The sequence below is a fragment of the Microbispora sp. H10836 genome (assembly GCF_012999525.1).
Classification (GTDB): domain Bacteria; phylum Actinomycetota; class Actinomycetes; order Streptosporangiales; family Streptosporangiaceae; genus Microbispora.
This window is the reverse complement of sequence record NZ_JABBWU010000003.1, coordinates 127,353-141,214: the sequence shown is the minus strand read 5'-3', so window position 1 is coordinate 141,214 and position 13,862 is coordinate 127,353. Positions and strand designations below refer to the sequence as shown.

The 13,862-nt window shown below is 68.8% G+C and carries 14 protein-coding genes; 5 read left to right on the top strand and 9 right to left on the bottom strand.

Features of this window, described 5'->3' with window-relative positions; genetic code table 11:
* Positions 1-162: 162 nt before the first annotated feature.
* The 3 genes from HHX30_RS08090 to HHX30_RS08085 are packed head-to-tail and all read right to left on the bottom strand — an operon-like array spanning position 163 to position 1,904.
* On the bottom strand, positions 163-639 hold the full coding sequence (locus HHX30_RS08090; protein ID WP_169981010.1) for a hypothetical protein: 477 nt from the start codon (positions 637-639) through the stop codon (positions 163-165).
* Positions 640-650: 11 nt separating this feature from the next.
* A complete protein-coding gene (locus HHX30_RS41420) occupies positions 651-947 on the bottom strand; it encodes a hypothetical protein (RefSeq protein ID WP_249349809.1) in 297 nt (98 codons plus the stop codon).
* A 24-nt stretch (positions 948-971) separates the two neighbouring features.
* Entirely contained in the window at positions 972-1,904 is a 933-nt protein-coding gene (locus HHX30_RS08085; protein WP_249349808.1) for a helix-turn-helix transcriptional regulator, read from the bottom strand.
* Positions 1,905-2,007: 103 nt separating this feature from the next.
* On the opposite strand from HHX30_RS08085, the gene HHX30_RS08080 reads away from it, so the two are divergent.
* The gene (locus HHX30_RS08080) at positions 2,008-2,346 is read left to right on the top strand and encodes a hypothetical protein (RefSeq protein ID WP_169981008.1); all 339 of its coding nucleotides are present in this window, start codon (positions 2,008-2,010) and stop codon (positions 2,344-2,346) included.
* Between the two features lie 575 nt (positions 2,347-2,921).
* Positions 2,922-3,707 carry an SMI1/KNR4 family protein gene (locus HHX30_RS08075; RefSeq protein ID WP_169981006.1) on the top strand — a complete coding sequence of 262 codons (786 nt, stop codon included), beginning with the start codon at positions 2,922-2,924 and terminating at the stop codon, positions 3,705-3,707.
* 241 nt (positions 3,708-3,948) lie between these two features.
* Here the strand turns inward: HHX30_RS08075 and msrA are convergent, their stop codons facing one another.
* Positions 3,949-4,611: a peptide-methionine (S)-S-oxide reductase MsrA gene (gene msrA / locus HHX30_RS08070; protein WP_169981004.1), complete on the bottom strand. Its 663-nt coding sequence runs from the start codon at positions 4,609-4,611 to the stop codon at positions 3,949-3,951.
* A 135-nt stretch (positions 4,612-4,746) separates the two neighbouring features.
* Between msrA and rarD the strand changes: the two genes are divergently transcribed.
* Together rarD and HHX30_RS08060 are read left to right on the top strand one after the other, a co-directional pair.
* On the top strand, positions 4,747-5,652 hold the full coding sequence (gene rarD, locus HHX30_RS08065; RefSeq protein ID WP_169981002.1) for an EamA family transporter RarD: 906 nt from the start codon (positions 4,747-4,749) through the stop codon (positions 5,650-5,652).
* Positions 5,653-5,727: 75 nt separating this feature from the next.
* A complete protein-coding gene (locus tag HHX30_RS08060) occupies positions 5,728-6,555 on the top strand; it encodes an LLM class flavin-dependent oxidoreductase (protein WP_169981000.1) in 828 nt (275 codons plus the stop codon).
* Between the two features lie 2 nt (positions 6,556-6,557).
* Here HHX30_RS08060 and HHX30_RS08055 read toward each other — a convergent pair whose 3' ends face one another.
* Positions 6,558-7,031 (bottom strand): Rrf2 family transcriptional regulator, encoded by a 474-nt coding sequence (locus tag HHX30_RS08055; protein WP_169980998.1) that lies wholly within the window; start codon positions 7,029-7,031, stop codon positions 6,558-6,560.
* A 77-nt stretch (positions 7,032-7,108) separates the two neighbouring features.
* Between HHX30_RS08055 and HHX30_RS08050 the strand changes: the two genes are divergently transcribed.
* A complete protein-coding gene (locus HHX30_RS08050) occupies positions 7,109-7,852 on the top strand; it encodes an SDR family oxidoreductase (protein ID WP_169980996.1) in 744 nt (247 codons plus the stop codon).
* Positions 7,853-7,907: 55 nt separating this feature from the next.
* Here the strand turns inward: HHX30_RS08050 and HHX30_RS08045 are convergent, their stop codons facing one another.
* The 4 genes from HHX30_RS08045 to nuoL are packed head-to-tail and all read right to left on the bottom strand — an operon-like array spanning position 7,908 to position 13,814.
* Entirely contained in the window at positions 7,908-8,903 is a 996-nt protein-coding gene (locus tag HHX30_RS08045; RefSeq protein ID WP_169980994.1) for a polyprenyl synthetase family protein, read from the bottom strand.
* An 11-nt stretch (positions 8,904-8,914) separates the two neighbouring features.
* A complete protein-coding gene (nuoN, locus tag HHX30_RS08040; RefSeq protein ID WP_169980992.1) occupies positions 8,915-10,468 on the bottom strand; it encodes an NADH-quinone oxidoreductase subunit NuoN in 1,554 nt (517 codons plus the stop codon).
* Positions 10,468-11,973 (bottom strand): NADH-quinone oxidoreductase subunit M, encoded by a 1,506-nt coding sequence (locus tag HHX30_RS08035; protein WP_169980990.1) that lies wholly within the window; start codon positions 11,971-11,973, stop codon positions 10,468-10,470. Before HHX30_RS08035 ends, nuoN begins: the two co-directional genes overlap by 1 nt.
* On the bottom strand, positions 11,973-13,814 hold the full coding sequence (nuoL, locus tag HHX30_RS08030) for an NADH-quinone oxidoreductase subunit L (protein WP_169980988.1): 1,842 nt from the start codon (positions 13,812-13,814) through the stop codon (positions 11,973-11,975). The genes HHX30_RS08035 and nuoL overlap by 1 nt, the downstream gene beginning before the upstream one ends.
* Positions 13,815-13,862 lie beyond the last annotated feature (48 nt).

The window sequence follows — 13,862 nt, the reverse complement described above, 5'->3', positions numbered from 1 at the left end:
GCCTCGCTCTCAAGCACGATCGCGAACGTTCCCAGCGCGGCGGCTGGCCGCAGAGATAGCCCACCCCATGCGGTGCGGCCGGCGCATTGTGAAGTACCCGAAGGGCCGCGAAGTGGTTGGGCCAGCGGCGCCAAGGCCTGCTGCACTGGGCTCGCCCGATGCTCAATCCCGCTCTACTCCCTCGGGCCACACGATGCGTACGGGTATGCCTCGGGTCCTGGCCTCGGCGACCACATCGGCCGTTCCGCCGAACCCTCGCGCGGGCTTGCCATCCCACACGGCCAAGAGCTCGTCGGCGTGGTCGAGCATGAACACGCTGGCGGCCATGTGCGCCTCGGACGTTGATTCGATGAAGTCGAGCCGGTGGACGCGGTCGGCCATGCTCATGAGGGCGTCATACTCGTCCCATGCCTTGGCGGGGAGGTTGTCGCGGTACTGCTCGGCCGGGATGACCACCTCCAGCCTTCCCCCGGCCTGCAATACGGCTCGGGCGAAGATCTGATCCGCTCCGTCTGCCAGGCAGGACAGCCCGACAACGTCAGGTGCGTGTTCCGCGAGAGCTTCCCTGATGCCCGCTTCAACCAGGGCGGTCGTTTCAGAAGACAGCCCCCGGTGCCCGGAGACGGCGACACGCAGCATGATTACCTCATTCATAGGAGGGTGGCGCGGAGCCGGTCGTCAAAGGTACGGACCGCATGGGTGACCGGCCCGGCGTAGCTCCTGCGGAAACGGCGCACTCGATGGATGACACGGTCGGACGCGTAGTTCACGCCGACCGCGAGGGCATCGCCCGCCAGGTGGAACGCTTCGTCGATCTCGCCTGCCATGCTCTTGGCCGTGGCGATCTCCGTCATCAGCACACCGCGCTGCTTCACTGCCGGCTGCGTCGACGCCAGCGACTCGCCGAACGCGCTGACGGCTTCCTCGGGGCGTTCCAGCCGCACCATGACCAGCGCGCGGTAGCCCGCAAGCTACGCATGGTCGAAGGGGAACACCCACGGCCAGGGCGGCGCGGCGGCGCGCTCGCTGGCGGTTACCGCCTTCTCGGCTTCGCGCAGAGCAGTCATGGCGGCCGGAGCGTTGCGAGCAGTGGCATGTCCGAGGGCTTCGATACTCGACAGCCATGCTCGGGCGGTTGCCGGGGGTCGGTCCCCGAGTTGCCGGGCCGCCTCGGACAGCAGCGCCAGGCCGAGAGCGGCGTCGTCGGCCTCGACCTCGAATGATGCCAGACTGCCGATCATATAGCTGGCCAGGAGATTGTGCTCGGCCCGGCGGGCGGTGTCGATGGCCAGCCTGTAGTAGGTGCGTGCCGTACCGGCGTCGTGCATGTCCGCGTGCAGCCAGGCCGCGAACCCCGCGGCCTCACTGACGGCGGCACAGATATCCGTGGCATGGGTAGATCGGGCGGCACGGCCGAGAGTGCGGCTCGCCATCTCTACGTGGGCAACCGCTCCGCGTGCCAACTCGCGGGCAGGGGTGGTCGCTTCGAGACGGCGCTGTGCGCCGGTGATCGCGGTCAGTGTGGGTGCCGTGGTCTCGTCGGCCTCGGCGCGCTTGGGAATCGGCGCGACGGTGAGGGCCGCGAGGGCTACCGCCTTGCCGAAGTCTCGCCGTTTCGTCGGATCGTCATCTCCCCGATGGCCGAAGCGGAGCAGGTGAAGGGGGACTCCGAGTCGGCCCGATATTTCTCGTACTTGATCGATGGTGAGCGGCTGGCGGCGCCGGAGCACCTTGGACACCCAGCTTTGGGAGTATCCGACCGCCTCGGCGAGCTGGCCTTGTGTCCATCCGTGCGCTCGCATGGCTTCGGCAAGGATGGTGGGAATGTCGCACTCGGCGAGTGCGGACGCCACGAGGGACGATGACCAGAACTGAGGCGGCAGGGTGCCGCTCATCCGATTCATGACGCTAGGTTAGGCGGAATCTCAGAGCAGGGCCGTATTCGTGACACGAATAAGGCCATTACCGCCAGTGTTCAGGCATTCATCGTCCGTCTCGCTCTTCGCCATGATCGCGCCACTTCGGACAGCCGAACGGCTGGTGCTCGCGCTGGAAGACCTGGGCGTCGCGGCCGACGTCAACGAGGGCTACGGGATCGCGCTGGTGTCAGTCTGGATCGACCTCGTCGTCTGGACCGACGGCACGTGCTACTCCTGGTGGTCGGGCCGGATCTCAGAGCGGACCCGACGAAAGCTGTACGCGTACAGCCCTGCCGACGATCCGGTGACGGCCGCTCGTCGTGTCGCTGAGCGTTATGCGGAGTTGCGGGACACGCACCCGCTCTCGGCGCTGATTCGAGAGGTCCTGGCGGACCCTGCGGGGGTCTGGGCGGTGGTGCCCGTATGAGTACAGTGACCCTTCAGCATCTCCGGGGGAAGTACGGCAGGCAGTGGGTGATCAACGACGGTGCCGGCGGCGGCTGGTACGCCGTTCGACGTTTGAACGTCTCTACTCATGCCGTCGCTCGCGGGTTGTCCAACGTCAGATGCGGGGCCAGCCTGGACGAACTCGCAAAGAACCTGGCGAGTGAGACCCGGCTCGAAGAACAGCTCCACACCCGCGCAACGGCCCGGACGGCATAAGCGCTGACCTCGGCCCACATTCCTCCCCGCCCCCGATAGCTGCCGACATCAGTGGCCCGACCGAGGTGTCAATGCCGTCTTCGCGTGTCCGTCCACCAGCGATGTACACCGCAACCCGGCACCCAACCCGCACAGACGGCGTTGACACCGACCAAGGGCCACGAACAATCGGGCAGCGGGGGTGGGGATCAGAGTGACGGTGAATCGGTTCTTTCCAGGGAGTAGGGCGGGTAATCCCTCTGATCATCGAGTCCGTAATGACATCCGAGCGGCTGCGCCCTTGCACCTGGCAGGCAGCCATCGCTGCGTCCTCAGCGCCGCGCTGGCATTCTGTCGCCCATGTCGCACGATGATCTGATCCAGCGCATTCGACAGCGGGCCTGGGATCCCGCACGTCGGCACGACACGGTTTACCTCCCCTTGAATTGGCTAAAACGTGAATACGGTGACGACATCACAAGCCGCATTCACCACTACCGGCTGCGTCAACCGCCCGGCGAAGGCGCCAACCTGACCCGGCTCTACTGGGGCTCAGATCCTCAGGACCACCTCATGGACGCCGCGCTGGACTCCGGCGCTCCCGAAGCCGTGAGGTACTTCAGCGATGCTCCGCACGAGCCTCCCTACCGGCCGATCTCCCACGCGGACCTGCTGGCCTGCGAGAAGCGCATCGGCCATGAGCTACCCGAACTCCTGCGCAGGGTCTACACCGAAGTAAGCAACGGCGGCTTCGGTCCCTCCTACGATCTACTCGGCCTCCCGCCAGACGGCCACCGGGCATACGAGGGCGGCCCCGACGCGCTCGAAACTTACGAAAAAGACCCAGAAGTCAGCAATGTACTGGGGTTTCCTCTGGTGTCCGCCGGGTGCGCCATGCATTGGTACATGTCGCTCATCGAACCGGGCAACCCCGTCTACCTTTGGGACCCCAACTTGTGGGACTACCCCGAGGAGCAGTCGCCCGAGGCCGGAATCGTGACCATCGCCCCATCCCTAGCCGAGTGGTTCGACGGCTGGGTCAACGGATACAACTGGTTCGACCATCCTCCTGTACCGAGGAACGACACCGAAGGGGATGTCTCGGTCTGGCTTGACGGGGATGCGCTGGACCAGATGCCGTACTGACCTAGCGGTGGCCGTCAATCGTCTCGGCTTCCGTCTCAGTGGCAGTACGCGGGCGGGCGGCGCGGGCCGGGACCGGCCGGAGAGCCGCACGCCCGGCCCGTGGCCGCCCGGCGCGCCGCGAGCCGCCGCAGGCGGCTCGCCTTGACCATGTAGTGAAGATTCTCGCCGAAACGACTCTGGCCCTCGATCGGCACCGGGTTAGCCGGGCGACCAAGGGCCAGGATCAGTCAGTTACCGCAGGTCACGCCTCTCCGGACGTGAGGCCGATGGGACACGCGACGCCCGTGCCGCCGATCCCGCAGTACCCGTTAATGTTGCGGAAAAGGTACTGCTGGTGATAATCCTCCGCAAAGTAGAACTCGCCGGCGGGGGCGATTTCGGTGGTGATCTCGCCGTACCCGGCCTTCGTGAGCACCTCTTGGTACGCCTCCCTGGAGGCCGCAGCCGCCTTGGCCTGCTCGGGGCCGTGGGTGTAGATGGCCGATCGATACTGGGTGCCGACGTCGTTGCCCTGGCGCATGCCCTGCGTCGGATCGTGGGCCTCCCAGAACACCTTCAGGAGCTCCTCGTACGACACCTCGGCCGGGTCGAAGACCACCCGGACGGCCTCGGTGTGCCCGGTCAGTCCGGTGCAGACCTCCTCGTACGTAGGGTTCGGCGTGTAGCCGCCCGCGTAGCCCGCGGCGGTCGAGACGACCCCGGGGGTCTGCCAGAACTTGCGCTCGGCACCCCAGAAGCAGCCCAGCCCGAACTCGGCGATCTCCGTGCCCTCGGGGTACGGCGGAGCCAACGGCGCGCCGAGGACCTGGTGGCGGGTGGCCACCGGCATGACCTCGGCCCGGCCCGGCAGCGCGTCCGCGGGGTCCACCATCGTCGTCTTGTCTGTGCCGAACAGCCAGCCCATCGCGTAGCCTTCCTTCCGCTCTGCCAACCCCAACCAGGCACCGGGCGGCCTTGTTCCTCACGTAAGCGCCTCTAAATCTCAAACGTAGAGACCCTTATTTGTGCTGAATCCAGGTAAGCAGCAAAGATGGGGGTCATGCCTGATACGCGCCGTGGTGTCCTGTATGGCGTCACCGCCTACACGATGTGGGGTCTGTTCCCTCTCTACTGGCCCCTGCTCAAGCCGTCCGGCGCCGTGGAGATCCTCGCCCACCGGATGGTCTGGTCTCTGGTCGTGGTGGTCGCGGTCCTCGCCGTACGCCGCCACTGGTCGTGGATCCGCACCATGACCCGCCGCCAGTTCCTCCTCCTCGCCCTCGCGGCCCTCACGGTCTCGGTCAACTGGGGCGTCTACATCTACGCTGTCAACGCCGGTCACGTGGTGGAGAGCGCGCTCGGCTACTTCATCAACCCCCTGGTCAGCGTGTTGTTCGGCGTTCTGGTCTTCCGCGAGCGGCTGCGCAGGTGGCAGTGGATCGCCGTAGGGCTGGGCGCGCTCGCGGTCCTCATCCTGACGCTCGACTACGGACGTCTCCCCTGGATCGCCCTCGTGCTCGCCTTCAGCTTCGGCACGTACGGCCTGATCAAGAAGGCGGCGGGGGTGGGCAGCGCGGAGAGCCTGACCATCGAGACGCTCGTGCTGCTGGTGCCGGCCCTGGGCTACCTGCTCGTCCTGCAGGCGGACGGCACGGGGACCTTCGCCAATCACGGTGTCGGCCACGCGCTGCTGCTGGTGACGGCCGGTCTCATCACCGCGGTGCCGCTGATGCTCTTCACGGCCGCCGCGCTGCGGGTTCCGCTCACCGTCATCGGCCTGCTCCAGTACATCGCCCCCGTGCTGCAGTTCCTGTGCGGGGTGCTGATCGCCCACGAGACGATGCCCGCCAGCCGGTGGGCCGGGTTCGTGGTCGTCTGGCTCGCGCTGAGCGTGTTCACCTGGGACAGCATCCGCGCCGCCCGTACGTCCCGGCAGGAACGCACGGCGGCGCTCGAGACCGTCTGATACGCCTCCCGGAGTACGGGGTCCGCCTCCGGCGGGGTGACGACGGCACAGGCCGCAACGGCGAGGATCGGCGGCATGAGCAAGGAATTCCGTTTCGGGATCGTCGCCGGCCTGGCCCCCGACGCCGCCGCGTGGACGGCGACGGCCCGCCAGGCCGAGGACCTCGGCTACTCGACCCTGCTCGTCCCCGACACGCTGGGGACGCTGCCGCCGCTGCTCGCGATGACCGCCGCCGCCACCGTCACGACGACGCTGCGCGTGGGGACGTTCGTGCTCGCCGCGCCCCACCGCAATCCCCCGCAGCTCGCGCACGAGCTCGCCGGGCTCGACTTCCTGTCCGGCGGACGGCTGGAGGTCGGCGTGGGAGCCGGCCGCGCCGCCGCCGAGGAGGAGGCCCGGGCGCTCGGCATGCCGTACGGCACGGTGGGCGAGCGCGTCGCGCTGGTCCGTTCGGTGATCGGCGAGGTGCGGGCGGCCTTCGCCGGGAGCAGGACCACCGTGCAGCGCCAGGGGCCGCCCATCCTCGTGGCGGGGGCCGGTCCCCGCATGCTGGCGCTGGCCGCGCAGGAGGCGGACATCGTCGCGCTCGCCGTACCGGCCGACACTCCGGAGGAGGGCCTGCGCGGGCCCGCCGGCACGCTGCGGGAGATGGCCGGGGCGAGGTTCGACGACATCGAGCTGAGCATGAACCTGTTCCAGGTGGGCGACGAGTCGCCTCCGTGGATGCCCGGCGGGCTGACAACCCCGGCGCCGGACGCCGCCGCCGTGCTGCGCGGCTCGCCCCGCGAGATGGCCGACACGCTGCTGCGCCGCCGCGACGAGCTGGGCCTCTCCTACATCACCGTCAACGGCTTCTTCGCCGACGCCCTCGCCCCCGTCGTCGAACTCCTCGCGGGCCGTTGACGTCAGCGTGTGGCCGACAGCCGTGACCGGGTGCGAGCAGGCGCCCACTCGGGCAGCTCGGCGAGGATGTCGGCGAGCGTCACCCCGGCGAGGCTGGTCCGCCACGCGCGGTGCGCCTCGGTCATCTTCTCGGCGATGACGCAGATGCGCCGGCAGTCCTCGGGAGGCAGCGCCCCCCGTCCCTGCTGGCGGATCTCGCGGCACTCGTACGGCGATGAGGCGCCGTCGACCGCCTCGACGATCTGCAGCAACGTGATGTCGGAAGCCGCCCGCGCGAGCCGGAACCCACCGCGGGGGCCCGTCATCGCGGCCAGCACACCGGCCTTGACGAGCGCCTGCAACTGCTTGGCCAGGTAGGGCGCGGGAACGTCGTAGTACTCCGCCAGTTGCGCCGCCGACGCGGTGGCTCCCGGCTCGAGCTGCGCCAGCGCTGTGGCGCAGTGCAACACCCACTCGGTGCTCGCAGGCAGCTTCATGTCCGACAGTGTATCGAAGACATTGCAGATCTATTTTGTCCGAGATAGCATCCGTGGCGTCTAGCGAAGGAGAGACCATGAGAATCGCAGTCGCCGGCGCCACCGGGAACATCGGGAAGCTCACCGTCGCCGCCCTCGAACGGGACGGGCACGACGTCGTCCGCGTCAGCCGCTCGCTCGGTGTGGACCTCCTGACGGGCGAGGGGCTCGACAAGGCCCTGGACGGCGTCGAGGCGGTCGTCGACGCGATCAGCTCAGCGGCGGCCGACCGGGACGAGTCGGTGACGTACTTCGGCACGACCACCGCGAACCTGCTCGCCGCCGAGGAGCGGGCGGGCGTCCGCCACCACGTGCTGCTCTCGATCATCGGCATCCACGGTGTGGAGGGCAACGCCCACTACGCCGGCAAGCGCGAGCAGGAGCGCCGGGTCTCCGCCGGTCCGGTGCCGTGGACGATCGTGCCGGTCGCGCAGTTCCACGACTTCGCCGAGATGGTGGCGGGGTGGACCGAGCAGGACGGGGTCGCCACGATCGCGCCGCTGCTGGTGCAGCCGATCGCGCCCGCCGACGTGGCCGACGTCCTCGCGGAGGTCGCGGTGGGCGACCCGCAGGGGCGCTACGCCGACGTGGCCGGTCCCGAGCCGCAGGACCTCGTCGACATGGCCAGGCGCACCCTCGCGGCACGCGGCCGGACGGTCAAGCTCGTGCCGACCTGGTCGGGACTGTTCGGGACGGAGATGGCCGGCGACGTGCTGCTGCCCGGAGAAGGCGCCCGCATCGCGCCGACCACCTTCGACGAATGGCTCGCCGCCCAGCGCTAGAGACTCCATGCCACGGCGGCCGAGCAGGACCCCGGCGTCCGGGCGGCCGGTCTGGTCAGCCGGTGCGCTCGACGACGTAGTCGCACAGGGCGACGAGAGCCGTACGAGCGGGGATGTCGGGCAGGCCGGCGAGGGCGGTCTTGGCCCGGCCGATCCAGCGGGTGAGCTCCTCGCGGGCCTGGTCCATGGCCCGGTGGGCCCGCAGCAGCCTCAGCGTCTCCTCGACGTCCTCCTCGGCCACCGGCCCGGACAGCAGGGCGCGCAGCCGCTCGTCCGCGGGGTCGCCGGAGGTCAGGGCGTACAGCACGGGGAGCGTGCGGACGCCCTCGCGCAGGTCGGTGCCCGGGGTCTTGCCCGAGTCGGCCGTGGGCGCGGCCACGTCGATGAGGTCGTCGCCGAGCTGCCAGGCCACGCCGATCGCCTCGCAGGCGTCGGTCAGACGATCGACCACCTCCGCGGGGGCGCCGGCGAGCATGGCGCCGAAGCGGCCCGAGGTGGCGATCAGGGAGCCGGTCTTGTCGGCCAGCACGCCGATGTAGTGGGCGATCGCGTCGGAGCCCTCGGCGGGCCCGATCGTCTCGCGGATCTGACCGCGCACCAGGCGGGAGAACGTACGCGCCTGGATCCGGATGAGCTCGGCGCCGAGGTCGGCGAGGATCTCGGACGCCTGGGCGAACAGGTAGTCGCCGGTGAGGATGGCCACGGTGTTGTCCCACCGGGCGTTGGCGGACGGGGAGCCCCGGCGCACCGGGGCCTCGTCCATCACGTCGTCGTGGTAGAGCGTGGCCAGGTGGGTCAGCTCGATGACGACGGCCCCGGGCACGATGCCCGGGGCGTCCGGGTTGCCGAACTGGGCCGCCAGCAGCACGAGCATCGCCCGGAACCGCTTGCCGCCCGCCTCGATGAGGTGCCTGGACGTCTGGGTGACGAAGGCGTCCTCGCTCTCGACCGACGAGCGCAGCAGCTTCTCCACCGCAGCGAGCCCGCCTGCGAGGTCGTCGGCCAGCCGCTCGTCTACGAGAGGAATGTCCACAACGGGCGGCGCGGCCATACGGAGATCTCCTATCGGACGAACAAGGACTGTGCTGCCGTGTGCGCGAGGTCCAGCACGGGCTGGGGATAGACCCCGAGAACTACCGTAGCCAATGCCGCGATACCCACGACCGCCGCGGTCGCCCGCGAGGGCAGCACGACGGACGGCCCGTCGGCGGCCGGATCGCTGAAGAACATCAGCACGATCACACGGACGTAGAAGAACGCGGCGACGGCCGAGGCGACCACACCGATGATGACCAGCGGCGTGGCGCCGTTGGCGACGGCCGCCTGGAAGACCGCGTACTTCCCGAAGAACCCGCTGGTCAGCGGGATACCGGCGAAGGCCAGCAGGAAGAACGCGAAGACCCCGGCCAGCAGCGGCGAGCGCTTGCCGAGCCCGGCCCAGCGGGACAGGTGCCACGCCTCGCCGCCCGCGTCGCGCACCATCGTGACGACCGCGAACGCGCCCACCGTGGTGAAGCCGTACGCCACGAGGTAGAACAGCAGGCCGGACAGGGCCGAGGTGTTCTCGGCCTGGGTGTGACCGGTCGCGATCACGCCGATGAGCAGGAAGCCGCCGTGCGCGATGGAGGAGTAGGCGAGCATCCGCTTGATGTCGGTCTGCGTGATCGCGAGGACCGCGCCGACCACCATCGTGAGAATCGCCACACCGTACAGCACCGGGCGCCAGTCCCAGTCGAGACCGCCGAGACCGACCCAGAACACCCGCAGCAGCGCGCCGAAGGCGGCCACCAGGGTGCCGGAGGCCATCAGCGCGGTGATGGGCGTGGGCGAGCCCTGGTAGACGTCCGGCTTCCACGCCTGGAACGGCGCCGCGCCGATCTTGAACAGCAGCCCGACGCCGAGCATGGCCGCGCCGATGTAGAGCAGCGTGTCCTGGCCGCCGACCGAGCCGAGCGCCTGGTTGATCTTCACGAGGTCGACCGACCCGGCGAAGCCGTAGAGCAGGGCCGTGCCGTACAGGAAGAACGCCGAGGAGAACGCGCCGAGCAGGAAGTACTTGACCGCGGCCTCCTGCGACAGCAGGCGGCGACGCCGGGCCAGGCCGCACAGCAGGTACAGCGGCAGCGACATGACCTCGAGGGCGACGAACGCCACGAGCAGGTCGTTGGCCGCCGGGAACAGCAGCATGCCGCCGACCGCGAACAGCAGCAGCGGGTAGACCTCGGTGTGCGCGGCCCGCTCGACCAGCGACTGCTCCTCCTCGGCCGAGCCCGGCACGGCCGCGGCGGAGCCGACGAAGTGCTCCTCGTCCTTGATGAGCAGCACGCTCACGAAGGCGAGGATGAGGATCGTGCCCCAGATGAACAGGGCCGGGCCGTCCACGGCGACGGCGCCCATCGCGGCGGGCTGGGTGGGCACGCCCTTGACCGCCTGCCACACGGCCAGCGCGAACGCGCCGGCCAGCGACAGCAGCGTGAGCGGCAGGTGGATCGCCGAGCGCAGGTAGCGCGGGGCGAACGCCTCCACAAGCACGCCGACGATCGCCGCGCCGAAGACGACGAGTAGCGGCGCCAGCAGGGCGTACTCGATCGTGGGCGCCTCAATGGTGCCGTTCACTACTGGCCCTCCTGAGCAACGGGTACGGCCGGCTGCGGGTCCGTGACCGACACGCTGGACAGCGTGTCCTTCACGGCGGGATTGATCACGTCGAGCAGCGGCTTCGGATAGAAGCCGAACACGAGCAGCAGCGCGACGAGCGGCGCCACCACCCACTTCTCCCGGGCGTTCAGGTCGGGCAGCGACTTGACCGACTCGGCCGTCGGGCCGTTCATCATCCGCTGGTACATCCACAGGATGTAGATCGCGGCGAGGATGACGCCGACCGTCGCGATCACCGCCGGGACGACGTACCGCTGGTAGGTGCCGGTCAGCACCATGAACTCGCTGACGAACGTGCTGAGGCCGGGCAGCGAGAGGCTGGACAGGCCGGCCACCAGGAACGTCCCGGCGAGGATCGGGGCGACCTTCTGCACACCGCCGTAATCGGCGATGAACTGCGAACCCCTGCGGTAGATGAGGAAGCCCGCGATCAGGAACAGCGCGCCGGTCGAGAAGCCGTGGTTGACCATGTAGAGCGTGGCGCCCGCGCCCGCGCTGGTGGTCATCGCGAACACGCCCATCGCGATGAAGCCGAAGTGCGACACCGAGGTGTAGGCGATGAGCCGCTTCATGTCCGTCTGCCCGATGGCCACGATCGCGCCGTACACGATGCCGATCACCGACAGCGTGATGACCAGCGGCGTGAAGAACTTCGCGGCGTCGGGGAACAGCTCCAGGCAGAAGCGCAGCATGCCGTACGTGCCGACCTTGTCCAGCACACCGACCAGCAGGACGGCCGCGCCGGCCGGGGCCTGGGCGGCGGCGTCCGGCAGCCAGGTGTGGAACGGCCACAGCGGCGCCTTGATCGCGAAGGCGATGAAGAAGCCGAGGAACAGCCACTTCTGCGTCGTCACGTCCTGGATGGTCCCGACCAGGTCGGTGAACATGAACGTGCCCTTGCCGGCGATCGAGTAGAGCGCGATCACCGCCACCAGCATCAGAAGCCCGCCGAACAGCGAGTACAGCAGGAACTTCACGGCCGCGTACGACCGCTGCGCCCCGCCGTACGACCCGATCATGAAGTACATCGGGATCAGCATGGCTTCGAAGAAGACGTAGAAGAGGAAGACGTCGGTCGCCGCGAAGACGCCGATCATCATGGCCTCGAGCACGAGCAGCAGCGAGAAGTACGTCCGCACCGAGCGCTTGCCGGCCTCGGCGTCGTGCCACGAGGCGAGCACCACGATCGGCACGAGGATCACCGACAGCAGGATCAGCACCAGGGCGATGCCGTCCACGGCGACGCCGTAGTGGACGCCGAACGCGGGAATCCAGTCGTACGTCTCGGCGAACTGGAACTTGTCGCCGTTCGGGCTGAACTGGACCGCCATGGCGACGGTCAGCGCCAGCACGATCAGCGACACCACGAGGGTGAACTGCTTGGCGAGCTTGTCGTTGCGGACAAGGGTCACGCCCAGCGCGCCGAGCACGGACACGCCCATCAGGGTTGAAAGCCAGGGCATCACAGGTTCCCTACGACGAGCCAGGCACCGGCCAGGAGGGCGGCACCCAGGAATATCGACAGCGCGTACGAGCGGACGAACCCGGTCTGGACCCGGCGCAGGCGCCCGGACGTGCCGCCGATGCCCGCGGCCAGGCCGTTCACGAGGCCGTCGACACCGCGGTTGTCGAAGAACACGGCCAGGCGGGTCAGCCACTGGCCGGGACGCATGAACAGCGCCTCGTTCAGGGCGTCGCCGTACAGGTCACGACGGGCGAAGGTGGTGAGGAACGAACCGCGCGGGGCGACCACGGGCACCTCGGCCCTGCCGTACTTCATCCAGGCGAGGGCCGCGCCGACCGCGACGAGCGCGAGCGTGACCAGACCGGTGAGGCTGAACGGGTGGAACGACGGCATCTCCTCCGGCGCGCCGACGGCCGGCGCGAGGAAGGTCATGAACCGGTTGCCCAGGATCAGGAACGCGCCCAGCCCGATCGCGCCGATCGACAGGATGATCAGCGGCACCGTCATGACGGCGGGCGACTCGTGCGGGTGGGCCGTGGGCTCCCAGCGCTTGGTGCCGAAGAACGTCATGAACACCAGGCGCGACATGTAGAAGCCGGTGATGCCCGCGCCGAGCACGGCCAGCCAGCCGAGGACGGCGTTGTGCTCCATCGCGGTCTCGATGATGCCGTCCTTGGTGAAGTAGCCGGACAGCAGCGGGAACCCGATGATCGCCAGGTAGCCGATGAGGAACGTCACGAACGTCACCGGCATGACCTTGCGCAGCGCGCCGTACTTGCGCATGTCGACCTCGTCGTTCATGGCGTGCATGACCGAGCCCGCGCCGAGGAACATGTCGGCCTTGAAGAAGCCGTGCGTGATCAGGTGCGCGATCGCGAAGGCGTAGCCCGCCGGGCCGATGCCCGCGGCGAGCACCATGTAGCCGATCTGCGACATCGTCGAACCGGCCAGCGCCTTCTTGATGTCGTCCTTGGCCGTACCGATGATCGCACCGGCGAGCAGCGTCGCGACGCCGACGATCGTCACCACGAGCTGCGCGGTCTCGGTGCCCAGGAAGATCGGGCCGGACCGGACGATCAGGTAGACGCCGGCGGTGACCATGGTCGCCGCGTGGATGAGGGCCGAGACCGGGGTCGGGCCCTCCATGGCGTCGAGGAGCCAGGACTGCAGCGGGAGCTGGGCCGACTTGCCGCAGGCGCCGACCAGCAGCAGCAGGCCGATCGCGGTGAGCGTGCCGGAGGACGCCTTGTCGGCGTTCGCCAGGACGCCGTCGAAGGCCAGCGTGTGGAACGTCGCGAAGATCGTGAAGATACCGATCAGCAGGCCGAAGTCGCCGACGCGGTTGACGATGAACGCCTTCTTGGCCGCAGTCGCCGCCGTCGGCTTGTGCTGCCAGAACCCGATCAGCAGGTACGACGCGAGGCCGACGCCCTCCCAGCCGACGAACAGGGCCACGTAGTTGTCGGCCAGCACCAGCAGGAGCATCGCCGCGACGAACAGGTTGAGGTAGGCGAAGAACCGCCGCCTGTTCGGGTCGTGCGCCATGTAGCCGATCGAGTAGATGTGGATCAGTGAGCCCACAAAGGTGATCAGCAGGCAGAACGAGATCGACAGCGGGTCGACCAGCAGGCCCACCTTCGCCAGGCCCGGGATGAAGTCGTACAGCTCGATACCACGGCGGCGCTCGCCGGGGGCGAGGCCGAGGAGCTGTACGAACGACAGCGCCGCCACCACGAAGGACGCGACGGCCATGAGCACGCCCAGCAGATGGCCGAACTTGTCGGTCCTCCGGCCGCCCAGCAGGAGGACCGCCGCTCCCACCAGGGGCAGAGCGATCATGAGCCAGGCTGCTCCGATCGCTCCGCCGGAGTGCTGGATGATCTCAGC